The organism is Streptomyces millisiae (assembly GCF_031845425.1).
Classification (GTDB): Bacteria; Actinomycetota; Actinomycetes; order Streptomycetales; family Streptomycetaceae; genus Streptomyces; species Streptomyces millisiae.
Map to the genome: position 1 here is coordinate 51,527 of NZ_JAVREM010000032.1, position 15,996 is coordinate 67,522.

At 74.8% G+C, this 15,996-nt stretch carries 11 protein-coding genes and 3 pseudogenes; 7 read left to right on the forward strand and 7 right to left on the reverse strand.

Translation table 11 applies throughout. From position 1 onward, the window contains the following. Positions 1-9 precede the first annotated feature (9 nt). Complete coding sequence (locus tag RNC47_RS21995; RefSeq protein ID WP_311601199.1) at positions 10-1,203, reverse strand: serpin family protein; 1,194 nt, start codon at positions 1,201-1,203, stop codon at positions 10-12. 130 nt (positions 1,204-1,333) lie between these two features. On the opposite strand from RNC47_RS21995, the pseudogene RNC47_RS22000 reads away from it, so the two are divergent. Further along, positions 1,334-1,601: pseudogene (locus RNC47_RS22000) on the forward strand (DIP1984 family protein); the annotation flags it as partial. A gap of 114 nt (positions 1,602-1,715) precedes the next feature. Beyond that, positions 1,716-2,933, forward strand: a complete 1,218-nt coding sequence (locus tag RNC47_RS22005; RefSeq protein ID WP_394814842.1) for a dienelactone hydrolase family protein — start codon at positions 1,716-1,718, stop codon at positions 2,931-2,933. On the opposite strand, the pseudogene RNC47_RS22015 reads toward RNC47_RS22005, so the two are convergent. Next, positions 2,912-3,732 (reverse strand): annotated as a pseudogene (locus tag RNC47_RS22015) (AraC family transcriptional regulator). The gene RNC47_RS22005 and the pseudogene RNC47_RS22015 overlap by 22 nt on opposite strands. A gap of 117 nt (positions 3,733-3,849) precedes the next feature. Here RNC47_RS22015 and RNC47_RS22020 point away from each other — a divergent pair. Then, positions 3,850-4,212 (forward strand): annotated as a pseudogene (locus tag RNC47_RS22020) (saccharopine dehydrogenase NADP-binding domain-containing protein); the annotation flags it as partial. 533 nt (positions 4,213-4,745) lie between these two features. On the opposite strand, the gene RNC47_RS22025 reads toward RNC47_RS22020, so the two are convergent. After that, complete coding sequence (locus RNC47_RS22025; RefSeq protein ID WP_311601203.1) at positions 4,746-5,870, reverse strand: DMT family transporter; 1,125 nt, start codon at positions 5,868-5,870, stop codon at positions 4,746-4,748. Positions 5,871-5,952: 82 nt separating this feature from the next. Between RNC47_RS22025 and RNC47_RS22030 the strand changes: the two genes are divergently transcribed. The 3 genes from RNC47_RS22030 to RNC47_RS22040 all read left to right on the forward strand — a co-directional run bounded on the left by RNC47_RS22030 (position 5,953) and on the right by RNC47_RS22040 (position 9,053). After that, positions 5,953-6,909 carry a LysR family transcriptional regulator gene (locus RNC47_RS22030; protein ID WP_311601204.1) on the forward strand — a complete coding sequence of 319 codons (957 nt, stop codon included), beginning with the start codon at positions 5,953-5,955 and terminating at the stop codon, positions 6,907-6,909. An 88-nt stretch (positions 6,910-6,997) separates the two neighbouring features. Continuing rightward, positions 6,998-7,249: a hypothetical protein gene (locus RNC47_RS22035; RefSeq protein WP_311601205.1), complete on the forward strand. Its 252-nt coding sequence runs from the start codon at positions 6,998-7,000 to the stop codon at positions 7,247-7,249. 226 nt (positions 7,250-7,475) lie between these two features. After that, complete coding sequence (locus RNC47_RS22040; RefSeq protein ID WP_394814843.1) at positions 7,476-9,053, forward strand: S8 family peptidase; 1,578 nt, start codon at positions 7,476-7,478, stop codon at positions 9,051-9,053. An 85-nt stretch (positions 9,054-9,138) separates the two neighbouring features. On the opposite strand, the gene RNC47_RS22045 is transcribed toward RNC47_RS22040, so the two are convergent. Beyond that, complete coding sequence (locus tag RNC47_RS22045; RefSeq protein WP_311601208.1) at positions 9,139-10,077, reverse strand: cation diffusion facilitator family transporter; 939 nt, start codon at positions 10,075-10,077, stop codon at positions 9,139-9,141. 251 nt (positions 10,078-10,328) lie between these two features. Here RNC47_RS22045 and RNC47_RS22050 point away from each other — a divergent pair, with 251 nt between their 5' ends. Further along, positions 10,329-11,081, forward strand: coding sequence for a GntR family transcriptional regulator (locus RNC47_RS22050; protein WP_311601209.1), 753 nt, complete (start codon positions 10,329-10,331; stop codon positions 11,079-11,081). 24 nt (positions 11,082-11,105) lie between these two features. Here RNC47_RS22050 and RNC47_RS22055 read toward each other — a convergent pair whose 3' ends face one another. The 3 genes from RNC47_RS22055 to RNC47_RS22065 all read right to left on the reverse strand — a co-directional run bounded on the left by RNC47_RS22055 (position 11,106) and on the right by RNC47_RS22065 (position 15,610). Beyond that, the gene (locus tag RNC47_RS22055) at positions 11,106-13,547 is read right to left on the reverse strand and encodes a SpoIIE family protein phosphatase (RefSeq protein WP_311601210.1); all 2,442 of its coding nucleotides are present in this window, start codon (positions 13,545-13,547) and stop codon (positions 11,106-11,108) included. Between the two features lie 61 nt (positions 13,548-13,608). Beyond that, positions 13,609-13,812, reverse strand: coding sequence for an SPOR domain-containing protein (locus RNC47_RS22060; RefSeq protein ID WP_311601211.1), 204 nt, complete (start codon positions 13,810-13,812; stop codon positions 13,609-13,611). 61 nt (positions 13,813-13,873) lie between these two features. Continuing rightward, complete coding sequence (locus RNC47_RS22065; RefSeq protein WP_311601212.1) at positions 13,874-15,610, reverse strand: TPM domain-containing protein; 1,737 nt, start codon at positions 15,608-15,610, stop codon at positions 13,874-13,876. Positions 15,611-15,996 lie beyond the last annotated feature (386 nt).

The window sequence follows — 15,996 nt, forward strand, 5'->3', positions numbered from 1 at the left end:
TTCGGCAGGTCACAGGGGGCCTGAGGGCGGGCGGTAGGGTGCCGGGTCCGTCACCCAGCCTGCCACCAGGATCAGCCGGGATTCGCGGTGGACCGCGAGGAAGCCGAAGGGGCGGTCGAGGGAGACGCGGACGACCGTCGTCTCGTGGTGGTGGCGGGGCGCGCTGCCCGGCATCGCCATGATCGCGGTCACCGCGGCCGCGTGGAAACCGCGCGCGCCGAACCGGGCGAGGGCCGACTGTCGGGCCGCCCCGATGGCGAGCGGAGACTCGCTGACCCCTGGGAAGTGGCCCCGGCGGCCGCCCCGGGCCGTGGTGAGGCCGAAGAGGGCATGCCGCTTGAGCAGATCGTGGTCGGCTCGCACCTCGTAGGCCACCGTGCGCACGTCCAGCGTTCTCGGCTCCGGTGTGCCGGCGGGTTCCCGCTCGACGCGCAGCCCGGGACCGGTGTGACCGACCGGGAGCCGGCCGCCGTCGGTGGTCGTGCGGGTGCCCGTCACCATCCCGATACCGGCCGTGAGTACCTGGCCGGGCGTCATGCGCTCCTCGCCGAGCACCAGGTGTACGTCGATGCCGTTGTCGCCGTGCACGCCAAGACCGGTGACAAGGCCGTCCGGCGTCTCCGCCACCTCGACGTCTTCCGGCCGTGCGCTCCTGCGGCACAGTCCGAGCAGGTCGCGTTTCCGCCAGGGCCCGGTCTCCGGGCGCACCAGGGTTTCCGTGAAGGGCTGTTGCCAGTCCGTGCGCAGGGCGAGGGCGCTGGCCAGCACCATGCGTGCGCCCCGCGTCAGCTTCACCGGCAGCCGCTCCACGAGGCCGCCGGTCCGCTCCGCCGCCCAGGCGTCGAGCGTCTCCTGCGCGGCGTCGAGGTTGTCCCCGAACGTTCCGTGCGTGCCGGCCGGCAGCTTGGCCCGCCAGTCCTCCCGCAGCCGCATCGTGTCATGGGTCCACAGGCCGAGCGCCGAGTCCAGGCCGGGTACGGCGTCCAGCGCGCCCAGCAACTCACTCGCGGCGGTGGCCGCCTGATCCGCCGCCACCCCCAGCGCCTCGGCCAACTCGGTCCGGGCCGCGCCCGCCGCCCCGTCGGCCAGGTAGGCCAGGAGCGGCCAGACCCCGACCGCCGAGCAGACCGTGCCGCCCTCGGTCGTCGCAGCCCACCGTGCCGTGAGTCCGTTCACCGCGCCGACCCGGCCCTGGAACGTCATCCCGCCTCCACGCGACTCCGCCGTCCTGTCCAGGGGCACCGTATCGGTGGGCGTAGCGACACTGGAAAACCCCGTGCGCGAGAGACCGTTGGGCGACCCACTCCAGTCGGACGGAGGGAGGTGGGGAGCCATGAAGCTTGCCGAGGCGCTGGCCCTGCGTGCGGAGGCGGTACGCCAGGACGGCGAGGTGCCCGCCGAGGGGCGCGGCGAGCCTGCTGACCGAGGCCGGAGAGACCCTGGACGGGCTGGAGACCCTGATCCGGCGGATCAACAGGACCAACGCCATGACGGTGATCGACGGAGGTGGCACCCTCACCGACGCGCTCGCGCGCCGGGACGTGTTGCGTCTGCGGCACGCGGTGATCACCTCGGCGGCCGACGCGGCCGCGGGGGCGGGAACGGGGATCTCCACGATCCGTGCGACGCGACGGTTCTGCCGGGGATCTTGACGTGGGCATGGAAGCGCTTACGGTGGCCCCCATCGCACGTCGGCCCCGGAAGGACCGGTCACCATGAAGCGACGCACGTTCGTATCGCTCGCTCAGCTCTCCCCGTTTCTGCTGCCTGGGGCCCAGGCGCTGGCGCAGGCCGGGTCCGGTTCGGTCGCCGGGAGCGGTGGCGGTGGCGGTGGGGGGTTGGGGCTGACTGAGCGGGTCCTGCCCGCGTTCTACGAGCGGATGAAGGAGGAGCTCGACTTCCCGCTCGCCTGGGGTAATGCGCGGATCCGGGACTTCCGGGCCTGGCGGGAGGCGGCCCGGGCGCAGGTCGAGGCGGCGTTGTTGCAGCCGCGTGGCCGGGAGGGGGTGCCGTTCCGGCCGGAGACCATCGACGAGCGGGAGGGGGAGGGCCATGTGCGCAGGACGGTGGAGTTCGCGCTCAGCCGCTACGGGCGCGCCCGGGGGCTGCTGCTCGTGCCGAGCGGCGCGGGTCCTTTCCCGGCGGTTCTGTTGCTGCACGACCACGGCTCCAGGTTCGACATCGGCAAGGAGAAGATGATCCGCCCGTGGGGCGACGACGCCCGCCTCGCCTCGGCGGAGTCCTGGGCGGCGCGGTACTTCAGTGGGCGTTTCGTCGGCGACGAACTGGTGGCCAGGGGCTACGCCGTGCTCGCCGTGGACGCGCTCGGCTGGTCCGACCGGGGGCCGCTCACCTACGAGGACCAGCAGGCCCTGGCCGCCAACTTCTATAACCTCGGCTCCTCGCTCGCCGGCCTCACCGCCCACGAGGACGTCCGCGCCGCCGCGTTCCTCGCCTCCCTGCCGGAGGTCGACGGCGACCGGGTGGCCGCGCTCGGCTTCTCGATGGGCGCCTACCGGGCGTGGCAGCTCGCCGCGCTGTCGCGGGACGTCCGCGCCGCGGTCGCCGTCTGCTGGATGACCACGCTGAAGGAGATGATGGCCCCCGGCAACAACACCCTGCGCGGCCAGTCCGCTTACCACATGCTGCACCCCGGCCTCTACCGTCACCTGGACATCCCGGACGTCGCGTCCATCGCCGCCCCGCGCCCCATGCTGTTCCACGCGGGTGCCAGGGACGGCCTGTTCCCGCCCGAGGGGGTGGCGGGCGCCTTCGCCAGGATGCGCGAGGTCTGGGAGTCGCAGGACGCCGGCGACCGGCTGGTCACCAGGGTGTGGCCCGAGCGCGGGCACGAGTTCACCGCCGAGATGCAGGACGAGGCGTTCGCCTGGCTCGACGGCTGGCTCGCGCCTCAGGACGGCGCGCGCCGGTAGCGTCCTGGCGAGGTGTCGTAGGCGCGCCGGAACGCCTTGGAGAAGGCGTACTCGGAGGTGTAGCCGACCTGTTCGGCGACCCGCGCCACGGGCCGGTCGTCCGCGCGCAGCAGTTGGGCGGCGAGCGTCATCCGCCACCAGGTGAGGTAGGCCAGTGGCGGCCGGCCGACGAGCGCGGTGAAGCGGCGGGCGAAGGGGGAGCGGGAGAGGCCCGCGACCGCGCCCAGCCGGTCGCGGTCCTGTGCCGCGCCTGTTCCTCGTGCCAGGCGCGCAGCGCGTACAGCAGCAGGGTGTCCAGGAGGGCGGGGACGATGCCCGTGCTGCCCTCCCGGGGGTGGTCGAGCTCGGCGCCGAGGAGGTCGAGGACGGTGCGCAGTTCGGGGTGGGCTCCAACCCGGGAGGAGAGGTGCACCACCTCGGGCAGCTCGGTCAGCAGCGGGTGGGGGCGGGCCCGGTCCAGGAGGTAGGCGCCGCAGAGCAGGACCGTGGCGGCGGGGTCGCCGTCCGGCGGCGGCGCGGGAGGCAGCGAGCCGGGGTCCCCGGCGTCGCGCAGCGGGGTCGTCGGGGCGTCGGCGAGGCCGTGGGCGCGGCCGTGCGGGAGCAGGACGAGGTCCCCGACGCCCAGTCGGACGGGTTCGCCACACGTCGGCAGCACCCAGCAGGCGCCCTGGAGGACGACGTGGAAGCCGGCGCCGGCGAACGGCGCGAACCGCACCCCCCAGGGGGCGGTGAAGCGGGTCCGTGACGAGTGCGGCCGTCCGTTGCGCATGGCGGCCACGGCGTCGCTGAGCACGTCCATGTGGGCAGCGTAGCCCGAGGTGCCGTCCTCAGGGGGTGCGTGCTGGAGGACGTTCGGACAGGATCCGGGGATGGTCGAGCATTCAGCGTCCCGGATCGGGCACCTAGCGTGGCGTCCATGAGGAAGATCGCGGTGTACGGGGCAAGCGGGTTCACGGGGCGACTTGTGGTCGCCGAGTTGGCGCGCCGGGGCGTGTCGGTGGTGCTGGTCGGCCGGGACGAGGCACGTCTTCGGCGGGCGGCGGCGGAGGGGAGCGGCGCCGAGGTCCGGGTGGCCGGGGTCGAGGACCGGGCGGCGCTGGCGGCGGCGTTCGACGGCTGCGCGGCGGTGGTCAACTGCGTCGCGCCGTTCGAGTCGTTCGGCGAGTCGGTGGTGCGGGCGGCCGTGGCGGCCGGCTGTCACTATGTCGACACCACGGGGGAACAGTCCTATCTCAAGCGGGTGTTCGACGGGTTCGGCGAGTCGGCGCGGGCGGCGGGGGTCACGGTCGTCCCGGCGCTGGCGGACGACGGCGGGCCCGGCGACCTGATCGCGCACCTCACCGCGGAGGCTCTGGGCGAGGAGGCCGCGTCGCTGACCATCGCCGACCTGCGGCTGCCCGGCGGCGTCTCCCGTGGCACGGCGCGCACGGCGCTGGCCAACCGCCGCCTGTGGGGCGGGCAGGGCGGTCTGCACTGGGCGGACGGCGCGTGGCGCGAGGGCACCGTGGCCCGGGCGGAGACGGTCCCGGTGCCCGAGGTGGGGGCGGACGGGGAGACCGGTGAGCTGAAGGTGGCGCCGTTCGCGCTGCCCGGCGTCGTCACCGTGCCGCGCCATGTGCGGGCGCGGCGGGTCGAGACCGTGATGCGGGCGGAGGTCGCGCCCCTGTTCGGCGGCGTGACCGAGGAGTTCGCCGCCGCGTTGCCGGAGGGCCCGGACCCGGCGGCACGGGCCGCGGCGCGGTGGCTGATGGCGGTCTACGCGGTCGGTGGCGACGGCCGGTGGGCGCGGGGCGCGGTGACCGGGACCGACGGTTACGGCCTGACGGCGGTGATCGCCGTGGAGGGCGCCCTCCGGCTGGTGGCCGGCGAGCCGGCGCCGGGGGTGCTGGCGCCCGCCCAGGCCTTCGAGCCCGCCGACTTCCTGACGGCCCTGGAGCCGCATGGTGTCCGGTGGAGCGTCAGGGCGGAGGGCTGACCCGTCACCGCGCGGCGGCGGGAGATGGCGACGCCCAGGAGGCAGACGGTGCCGCCGGTGAGGGCCAGGGCGGTGGGGGACTCGCCGAGCAGGAGCCAGGAGAGGAGCACGGAGACCGCGGGCACCGCGTAGGTGGAGGCGGCGAGTCGGCCGGCGTCGGTGCGGCGCAGCGCGAACGACCAGAGCCAGAAGCCGATGGCGGTCGGGAAGAGGCCGAGGTAGACGCCGGAGGCGACCGCGCTCGCCGGGGCGGACGCCAACTCGTCGAGGAGTTGGGGGGCCCACGGCAGCAGCACCGCCGTGCCGGCGAGGCAGCCGAGCCAGATCGCGGTGAGCGGGTCGACGTGCCGGAGCGCCGGCTTCTGCAGCAGGACGCCGGCGGCGTAGAGCGCGGCGGCGAGCAGGCAGAGCAGCACGCCGACCGTGTCGCGCTCCCCATCGCCGCTGCCGGCCGTGATGATGGCGACCCCGGAGAGCGAGACGAGACCGCCGAGCAGGAGCGGCCGGGAGAGGCGTTCGCGCAGCGCCGCGGCCGCGCCGACGGCGACCAGCAGCGGGGCCAGGTTGACCAGCAGCGCCGAGGTGCCGGCGTCCACGTGCCGCTCGGCCGTGTTGAGCGCGACGGTGTAGGCGGCGAGCCAGAGCACCCCGTAGGCGGCTATCAGCAGCAGCGGGCCGCGCGACCAGCGTTGGGCGCGCAGCGCGGGACGGCCGCGGACGGCGACCGCCACGGTCAGGGCGAGGCCGGCGACCACGAGGCGGAGCAGCGCGAGCGGGGCGGGGGAGAGGGTGTCCGCGACGTCGCGGATCACGACGAACGCGGAGGCCCACAACAGGACGGTCACCAGCGCGGCGGTCGCGCTCGGCAGGTCGAAGGCGCGGGCGGCGGACTTCGGCGGTTCGGCGGTGAGAGGTGCGGGCGAGGCGGGCGAGGCGGGCGGGGCGGTGAGGTCTGTGGTCACCCCGTCATCGTCGGGCCGCCAACACGACAGCACAAGCGAATGATTCGGCGTGACCGTTAAGCAGCGCTGTACGATGGCGTCCATGCTGGATCTCCCACGGCTCCGCCTGCTCCGCACCGTCGTCGCGACCGGCTCGGTGCGCGCCACCGCGACCGCGCTCGGGTACACGCCGTCCGCCGTCAGCCAGCAGCTCGCGGCCCTGCAGCGGGGGACCGGGCTGCGCCTCGTGGAGCGGGTCGGGCGGGGCATCGAGGTGACGGCGGCCGGGCGGGCCCTGGCCGCCGAGTCGGAGCGTCTCTTCGAGGAGTTGGGCCGCCTCGAATGCCTGGTGGACGACCTGCGCGCGGGCCGGGTGGGCAGCCTGTCCATCGGCTATGTCGCCTCGGTGAGCGCCACCTGGCTGCCGCCGGTCGTCGAGGCGCTGCGTGCCGAGTTCCCCGACGTGCGGCTCGAACTGCGGATGGCCGAGCTGGCCGAGGCGCGGCACGACATCGACGTGTTCGTCGAGGACGCGGCCGCGCCGCCGCCCCCGGACGCCGTCGTCAGCCGGCTCACCGCCGACCCCTATGTGCTGGTCGTGCGCGGCGACGACCCGCTGGCCGCGCTCCCCGAGGTGTCGCTGGCCGACCTCGCCGAGCGGTCGTGGGTCGACAACGAGCACCGCGACGGGCCCTGCCGGCGGGTGCTGCTCGACGCCTGCGCGCGGGCGGGCTTCGCGCCCCGCTTCCAGGTGTGGACGCCCGACTACCGCACCGCGCTGCCCCTGGTGGCGACCGGCATCGGCGTCACCGCGATCCCGCGCCTCGCCGCCGTCGACCTGCCGGCCGGCCTCGTCGTCCGGCCGCTGGTGGCGCCGACCCCGGTCCGGCACGTGGCCGTCGCGATCGGCGGCGCGGTCGCCGGCAACCCGGCCGCCCGGCGCGCCGTCGAGCTCTTCACGGCGATCGCGCGGGGCGGCGGGGAGCCCACGCCAGCGGAGCGCGCCACCGGCGTGCGCGAGGGGCGCGTGCCTGCCGCGGTCACCCACTCCGACCGGTGACCGCCCTCCCGGCACGGGAAAAAGGCTGGTAGCGGCCGTGCGCGTCGCGACCGCGACCCTTCTTCCCTCCCCCGTGATCGGAGCTCCCATGCCCGTCTACGACTGGGTCGCCAGCCTCTGGCGCACCTTCGTGCCCTACGCCGTCTCCTGGGCCGTGGTCCAGGCGGCGCGCGTCGGCGTCGAGTTGGACAACGCGACCGTGACCTCGGCGCTGACCGCCGCCGCCGGCACCGCCTACTACGGGGCGGTCCGGTTCGCCGAGCAGCGCCTCGGCTCCCACTGGGGCTGGCTGCTCGGCCTCGCCAGGCCGCCCTCCTACGAGCGGCCGGCCAAGGCCTGACCCGCCGGCGCCCGGCCAGCCGGCCGGCCGGGCGCCGCGGTTCACCATCGAGGCGAATGCTTCACCGCGTTGCGCGACTGTGTCGAATCGCCGGGCGCCCTTGTCAATTCCTTTACCGCGGCGGACCATTCAAGAGGTCGTCATGTCCGTGGCAATCGACATGAGAGATTGACATGGGCATGGCGTTTCTGCTGTGCGTGCGCACCACTGATCAGGAGGAACCTTGATAGCAGTGACGCGAACTCCCCGCCGCTCGCGGCGACTCGGCGGCACGGTGGCCACCGCCGCCCTGCTCGCCCTGGGCATCGGCGTGAGCATCCCGGCCACGGCCCAGGCCGACGAGCCGGTGGGCGTGATCAGCAACCTCGGCGCCGAGAACACCATCGAGGACAGCTATGTCGTCCTCCTCGAGGACGTCGGCATCGAAGCCACCTCGGACGACGCCGAGGACCTCGCCGAGAGACACGATGCCGAGGTCACCGACGTCTACCGGCACGCGATCAACGGCTTCGCCGCCGAGATGAGCGAGGAGGACGCCCTGGAGCTGGCCGCCGAGCCGGGCGTCAAGGAGGTCGTGCAGAACCAGCGGTACGAGCTGGCCGACACTCAGCCCAACCCGCCGTCCTGGGGCCTGGACCGGATCGACCAGGCCGACCTGCCGCTGGACGCCGGCTACACCTACCCCAACGAGGGTGCCGGGGTGACCGCGTACATCATCGACACCGGGGTGCGCCTCAGCCACCAGGAGTTCGAGGGGCGCGCCAGGTTCGGCTACGACTACTGGAACAACGGCGCGGTCGACGGCCACGGCCACGGCACCCACGTGGCCGGCACGGTCGCCGGCGCCAGCTACGGCGTGGCCAAGCAGGCCGAGATCGTGGCGGTCCGGGTGCTCGACAACTCCGGCGGCGGCACCACCGCCAGCGTCGTGGGCGGCATCGACTGGGTCACCGGCGACGCGGAAGGTCCCTCCGTCGCCAACATGAGCCTGGGCGGCGGCGTCGACACCGTGCTCGACCAGGCGGTCCGCAACTCCGTCGCGGCCGGCGTCACCTACGCCGTCGCCGCCGGCAACAACTACGGCGCCGACGCCAGCACCCGCTCGCCGGCCCGCGTCTCCGAGGCCATCACCGTCGGTTCGAGCACCAGCACCGACGCGCGGTCCGACTTCTCCAACGTCGGCTCCGTGGTGGACATCTTCGCCCCCGGCACCTCCATCGCCTCGGCCTGGAGCACCAGCGACACGGCGACCAACACCATCTCCGGCACCTCGATGGCGACCCCGCACGTCGCCGGCGCCGCCGCGCTCTACCTCGCGGACAACCCCGACGCGACCCCGGCCGAGGTCTCCTCCGCCCTGGTGAACAACGCGATCTGGAACCGGCTGTCCGGCGTGCCGGGCAACACCGTCAACGCGCTGCTGCACGTCGGCGACGAGGGCAGCGGCCCGCCCCCGCCGCCCTCGGGCCCGCGCTTCGACAACACCACCCAGGTCCCGATCACCGACTTCACGACCTCGACCTCGACCATCGACGTCACCGGGGTCGGCACGCTGACCGGCGCCTTCCAGGCGGAGGTGCACATCGTGCACACCTACATCGGCGACCTGACGGTGGACCTGATCCAGCCCGACGGCACGGTGCGCAACCTGCACAACCGCAGCGGCGGCAGCGCCGACAACATCGACTCGACCTGGACCTTCAGCGGCTCGGGTGTCGCCGCCGACGGCACCTGGACGCTGCGGATCACGGACGGCGCGGGCGCCGACCAGGGCCACCTGAGCTCCTGGGCCCTGCAGTTCTGACCCGGTTCCGACCCGCCCGAGGCCACAGGCCATGAGGAAGGGCCCGCGCCGTCGCCGGCGCGGGCCCCCTCGTGCGTCGCCCCGCTCAGTCGGTGGCGGCGGCCGCCTGGGTGCGCTCCCGGTAGATGTCGGGCTCCAGGTAGATCACCCGGGCGATCGGCACCGCCTCCCGGATCCTGGCCTCCGCGCCGTTGATCGCGTCGGCCACCTCGCCGGCGTCGTCGCCGCGCTGGACCGCGATCTTCGCGGCGACCAGCAGCTCGTCGGGGCCGAGGTGCAGGGTCCGCATGTGGATGACCCGGGTGACGGTGTCGTCGTCCACGATCGCCGCGCGGATCTTCTTCACCGACTCGGGCCCCGCGGCCTCGCCGAGCAGCAGCGACTTGGTCTCGACGGCCAGCACCAGCGCGATGACCACCAGCAGCACGCCGATGCACAGGGTGCCGACGCCGTCCCAGACGCCGTCGCCGGTGGCCAGCGAGAGCAGCACGCCGCCCAGCGCGAGGACCAGGCCGAGCAGCGCGCCCAGGTCCTCGAGCACGATCACCGGCAGCTCGGGCGCCTTGGAGGTGCGGATGAACTGGCCCCAGGACTGGGTGCCGCGCACCTCGTTCGACTCCTTTATGGCGGTCCTGAACGAGAAGCCCTCGGCGATGATGGCGAACACCAGCACGCCCACCGGCCAGTACCAGTGCTCCAGTTCGTGCGGGTGCCTGATCTTCTCGACGCCCTCGTAGAGCGCGAAGACACCGCCTATCGAGAAGAGCACGATCGCGACCAGGAACGCGTAGATGTACCGCTCGCGGCCGTAGCCGAACGGGTGCTCCTCGCTCGCCGCGCGCTTGGCGCGCTTGCCGCCGAGCAGCAGCAGGGCCTGGTTGCCCGAGTCGGCGACCGAGTGCACGCCCTCGGCCAGCATGGATGACGAGCCGCTGAACGCGGCCGCCGTGAACTTGGCCACCGCGATGGCGAGGTTCGCCGTCAACGCGGCGACGATCGCCTTGGTTCCCCCTGACGCGCTCATGCTGGCTGGTGGTCCCTTCCCTCATGGTTGGTCGGCGGCGTCCGATCGTCGGCCGACCGTACAGGGCGCACATTCTTGCACCGCTTCTCGCACCGCCGGGGCCGCCGGCTCAGGGGCACCGGCGCACGGGGGCGCGCCCCGTCGTCATCACTTCGGGTGAAACCTTGGCCGTCTCTTGCCGTTGGCGACGCTCTGTTGTCAAGCTGTTGCCGATTGTCAACACGAGACGGGAGCACCCCTGGGAGGGGCCTGTGCCGTTCGGTGAGCAGCCCGCATATCTCCGCGTCGCGGAGGACCTTCGACAGCAGATCGTCGACGGCAGCCTGCCGCCCCATACCAGGCTGCCCTCACAGGCCAGCATCCGCGCCACCTACGGCGTCTCCGACACGGTGGCGCTCGAGGCGCGGAAGGTGCTGATGGCCGAGGGGCTCGTGGAGGGCAGGTCGGGCTCCGGCACCTATGTGCGGGAGCGGCCGGCGCCGCGCGTCGTCTCCCGCAGCGGCTACCGCACGCTGGGCGACTGCTCGTCGTTCCGCCAGGAGCAGACGGACGAGCGGGTGCGCGGCACCTGGGAGGGGCACAGCGAGCGGATCGAGGCGCCGCCCGCGGTGGCCGAGCGGCTGCGGATCGAGGCGGGGGAGCAGGTGATGTGCACGCACTACGTGTTCCGCACCGGCAGCGAGCCCATCATGCTGTCCACCTCCTGGGAGCCGCTGCGGATCACCGGGCGCACCCCCGTGATGCTGCCCGAGCAGGGCCCGTTGGCGGGGCGTGGGGTGGTGGAGCGGATGGCGGCCATCGACGTCACGGTGGACAACGTGGCGGAGGAGGTCGGCGCCCGGCCCGCGTTGGCCGCCGAGGCCCGGGTGCTCGGCGGGCTGCCCGGGCATCCGGTGCTGGTGGTCCACCGCACCTTCAGGGCCGGCAGCCTCCCGGTGGAGACGGCCGACGTGGTGGTCCCGGCCGACCGGTTCCGGGTCGGGTACCACCTGCCGGTCCGTTAGGCCCTGGGTCCGGCCGGACCGGGGCTAGCTCTCCGGCAGCGGCAGTTCGAACCAGACGGCGTGGCCGATCGGGCCGTGCCTGGTGCCCCAGCGGCGGGCCTGGTGGGCGGTGAGCAGCCGCTCGGCGCCGTCCCGGTAGCCGGGCTCCGGAAGCGGGGCGGTCACCTCGACCATCAGGGACGCGCCGTACACCATCCGCACGGCCACCGACCGGTCCTCGCCCTCCATCGCGTCGCGGGCCAGCCGGTCGACCAGCCGCCCCGCGCGCTCGGCGAGGGCGCCGAGCCCCCACCCGCGCAGCCGGTGGTCGACCGTCCCGCCGATGGCCGGCAGCATCGCCGGGTCGGCCGGGAAGGTCCAGGTGGCCACCCGGTCCGGGGGCAGGCTCCCGAGCCGGGCGGCGAGCAGCGCCAGGTCGTCCGACTCGCTGCTGCCGACCGCCGGCCGCAGCTGCTCGATCACCGTGTCGCAGACGCCGTCGAGGGCGGCCTCCTCGGCGAGCTCGCCGACGAGGCCGCACAGCAGCTCGCACAGCTCGTCGACCCTGGCCATGATGTCGCCGTCCCTCGTCTCCAGCAGCCCGTCGGTGTAGAGCACGAGCACGGAGCCCTCCGGCACGTCGACGCGCAGCTCCTCGAACGGCACGCCGTCCACCCCGAGCGGCGCCCCGGACGGCAGGTCGAGCGGGGTCGCGGTCCACCGGTCGCTGTCCGCGTCCCTGACCACCAGCACCGGCGGCAGGTGCCCGGCCTTGGCCAGCCGGCACTCCCGGCTCAGCGGGTCGTACTCGGCGTACAGGCAGGTGGCCAGCAGCGGGTCGTCGAGGCTCGGCGCGATGTCCCGGCCCGCGTCGTTGAGCCGGGCCAGCAGGTGGGCCGGGGGCAGGTCGAGCGCGGCCAGCGTGCGCACCGCCGTCCGCAGCCGGCCCATGGCGGCGGCGGCCGGCAGCCCGTGTCCCGTGGCGTCGCCGACGACGAACGCCACCCGGCCGCCGACCAGCGGGATCACGTCGAACCAGTCGCCGCCGATCTCGGTGCCGCGGCTGGCCGGCAGATAGCGGTGGGTGAACCGCACCCCCGGCTGCTCGGGCAACGTCCGCGGCAGCAGGCTGCGTTGCAGGGTGAGCGCGGCGTCCCGCTCCCTGGCGTAGAGGCGGGCGTTGTCCAGCGTGATCCCGGCCCGGGCGGTGAGCTCCATGGCCAGCGCCAGGTCCTCGCCGTCGAAGGCCGGACGGTGTCCGCTGCGGGTGACCACCAGCAGCCCGAGCACCGTGCCGCGGGCCCGCAGCGGCACGGTGATCAGCGAGTTGACGTCGAGTTCGCGCAGCAGCTCCGCGACGCGCGGGTCGTACGCGCTGGCGGCCCGCAACTCGGCCCTGGTCTCGGCGAGGTAGGGCGCGCCGGTGTCGAGCACCGACCGCAGGAAGGGGCCGATCGGTTCGAAGGCCGTCTCCTCGCCCTGCCGCAGGGCCCGCCGCATGTCGGGGCGTGGGTCGACGGCCGCGAAGCCGACCTGGAGCAACGGGCCCCGCGTCCGGTCGTGGGCGGTGGGCGGCTCCCCGCCGGAGGCCACCAGGGACAGCAGCTCGACGCCGGCCAGGTCCGCGAAGCGGGGCACGATGGCGTCGGCCAGGGCCTCGCCGATCCGCCGCACGTCGAGCAGGTCGGCGATGGCGCCGCCGACGTCGTCGAGCAGGGCGAGCCGTTGCCTGGCCCGCTCGATCTTGGTCTGCGCGTCGCGGCGCTCGGTGATGTCGAGCACGATGTTGGTGACCCCCATCGGCTGGCCGGCCCGGTCGGTGATCCGCCCGATGGACACCGAGCGCGCCCCGAGCCCGTCGGGCGAGGGCACGACCAGGTCGATCACCGGCTGTCCGGTGCGCAGCACCTCGGACTGCAGCCCGTGGATCCGCTCGGCCATGGACCGGGGCAGCACGTCGAGCGTGGTCCGGCCGAGCAGCTCGGCCTCCGACAGCCCGGCCAGTCGGGACAGCGCCTCGTTGACCCGGGTGTAGCGCAGCTCGGTGTCGAAGACGCCGATGCCCAGCGGGGAGGCGGTGAACAGGCCGTCCAGGGTGGCGAGGTCCTGTTCGACGGCCCGGAGGCGCTCGTTCTCTACCAGAATGGCGAGAACGAGCGGGGTGCCGTTCGGGTGGTCGAGCAGTTCGGCGCGGGCGCGGAGCTCGACGGGGCGTCCCTCGCGGTGGCCCAGGGTGAGCCGGCCGGTCCAGCGGCGGTGGCGCAGCAGCGTGTCCAGCAGGTCGTGGCCGGGGTCGGCGGGGCGGTCGTCGGGGATCAGGCCGGTCACTGGGCGTCCGACGGCCTGGGCGGCGTCCCAGCCGAGGATCTTCTCCGCCATCGGGCCCCAGAGCAGGATCCGGCCTTCGGAGTCCAGCAGCACCATGCCGACGCGCAGCGCTTCTCCGCGCGCGCCGGGGGCGTTCGGGCTGCCGGGTTCTGTGCTCACGCTCTGCGCCCCCGTCGGGTGCTGGGCCGAATGTCCCTTCCACCCGATTATGTCGGTGGGGTCAGGGGTGTGCGCGAGGCGCCGGCTCCACGCGCTCGACCAGATAGCGGGCGCTGTCGCCCGCGGGGCGCGCGCCGGCGCTCAGCCGGAGGCGCTGGATGAGCCGCTGCGCCTCGGCGCGCGTGGCACAGTGCCCTATGCGGTAGCGGCTGCCGTTCTCGTCCTGCCGGATCACCTGCCACGGCTGCAGGTTGGTCCCGTTCATTCATCACCCCCCATCTGCATATGCCAGACCATACGCCAGCACGTCACCGCTCGAACAGAGATCAGGCCATCGGCCCCGACTCGCCGGTGTCGTGCCGTGCCAACGCGCGCCCCTCGACCGCCAGGGCGTCCACCCGCCACGCGATCGGCAGCGCCGTCGCCGGGTCGTTGTGGGCCACCTCCCAGGAGCGCTCAAGCAGGTGAGCCGCCTGCGCGAGCCGGGTGCGCGCCGGCGTGCCGACCGACTCGCGGTGCGCCGTCAGGTGGGCCTGCGCCGCGGCGAGCGTGGGCGCGGCCGTCAGCAGCGCCTGCTCGAACAGCGAACGGGCCCTGCGGTTGCGGTCCTCGCGCTCCCGCCGCGAGGCCAGCTCGCGCGCCAGCACGGCGTCGGCCCCGCCCAACCGACGCAGCGCGCCGAACGGGTCGCCCGCCGCCATCGCGCGCGCCTCGGCCAGCGCGGCCGCGGCGCGCGCCGACACCTCGCGCAGCGCGTGCTCGCCCCCGGCCTCCGCCAGGTCGGTCTCGGTCTCCACCACGGCCTGGGCGAACGCGGTCGCGGCCCGCTCCACCTCGGCCACCCACCGGTCCACCCCGTCCACCAGCAGCCCGGCGCCCGCCAGCGGCGCCGCGGCCGCCGCGGCGTCGTCCCGGTTCAGCGCCTCGGCCCCCTGGGCCGACCGTGCCCTGGCCGCCGCCGGATGGCCGGCCACCGGCGCCACGGCCGCGGGCCCGAACCGCTCACCCAGCCGGCGCAGCGCCTCCTCGGCCGCCGCGATCCGGTCCGGCAACGCGGCGGCCCCGGCCCGCACCGCCGCCTCGTCCACCTCGGGCCGCGCGGCGGCCAACGCCTCACCGGCCTGGCCGCAGCGCAGCTCGATCTCCTCGAGCAGCCGGCGCCGTTCCAGGTCGTTGCGTTCGAGCGCCGGCTCGTCGAGCCGGAAGCGGATCCGCAGCGCCTCCGCCGTTCGGGTGGCGGCCCGGCCCAGCGCGGGCGGCGGCGCGCCCGCCGCGTACGCGTACGCCTCGGCGCGGGTACGGACCGCGTCGTCGGTCTCGATCAGCAACCCCCTGGCCCGGCGGTCGAGTTCGTCCAGCGGCGGATCGTGCGACTGGGTGGGCGGCTCCGTCGACCGCCCCGACCAGCGCAGCGGCACCATCCGGTAGCGGCTGCGCAGGCCGTACCGCGCCAGGTAGCCGAGGACCACCAACCCGGCGGCGACCAGCGCGATCGGCACCAGCACGGGGTCCGCGCCGCCGCTGCCCACCGCGCCCGGATCCGCCGGCGCGGCGCGCAGCCGTGGCTTCGGCACGGGCTGGTTCCCGCGCACGGCGGTGTAGCCGTCGGCGGCGCCGATCGCGGCGCCGGCCCAGTCCCCGAGCCGCAGCGCGGGGCGGATGACCGACGCCTCCACACGGGCCAGCTGGGGGGCGGAGAGACCCGAGTGCACGTCGGCGGAGAGCGCGTGCGCCCGGTCGTCGGTGCCGATCGCCAGCAGCAGGTCGTAACGCCCCAGGCCGTTGCGGTCGGCGACCGCGTCGGCCCAGGACTGCGGCTCGTGCCCCGAGAAGTCGTGCACGTACGTCACGAAGAGCTGCAGCCGCGTCCGCTCCTGGAGACCGGCGAGCGCCCGCTCGACCTCACCGCCGCGCCGGGCCAACACGCCGGCCCGGTCGGTGACCTGCCCCGCCTCGTCCAGCTCCACGGTGTCGTCCGCCGACCGCGCGGCGGCTGGCGCCGCGGCCATGGCGGCGACGGCGGCCGCGGCGACGACGACGGTCCAGCGGGCTCCACGACGCATCCGGCGCACCACCTCCCACCCTGACGGTAAGCGTCGGAAGCGGCGCCCGCGCGCCGAGGTTTCGCCGGCCTGCGGCCGTGCTGGCCTGCGGCCGTGCCGCGCCCACCCACCCGCCCTTCGGGCGGGTCGTCGCGCGGCGGGAGCCGTTCGGGCGGCTCGCGGGGGCCGGCGCGGCGCGGCCGCCGTTCCGGCCTGGCGGCCGGGCGGCGTGGCCGTGCGCGGCCGGGGCCGTGTGGCCTGCGGCCGCCCACCTGCCCTTCGGGCGGGGGCGTCGTGCGGTGGGAGCCGCTCGGGCGGCCTGCGGCCGTGCGGTCCGGCGGCGAAGCCGCCGCAGGCTCGGCCGGCAGAGCCGCTCCCCCGCGCGAAGCGCGGAAAGGGCGGGTGGG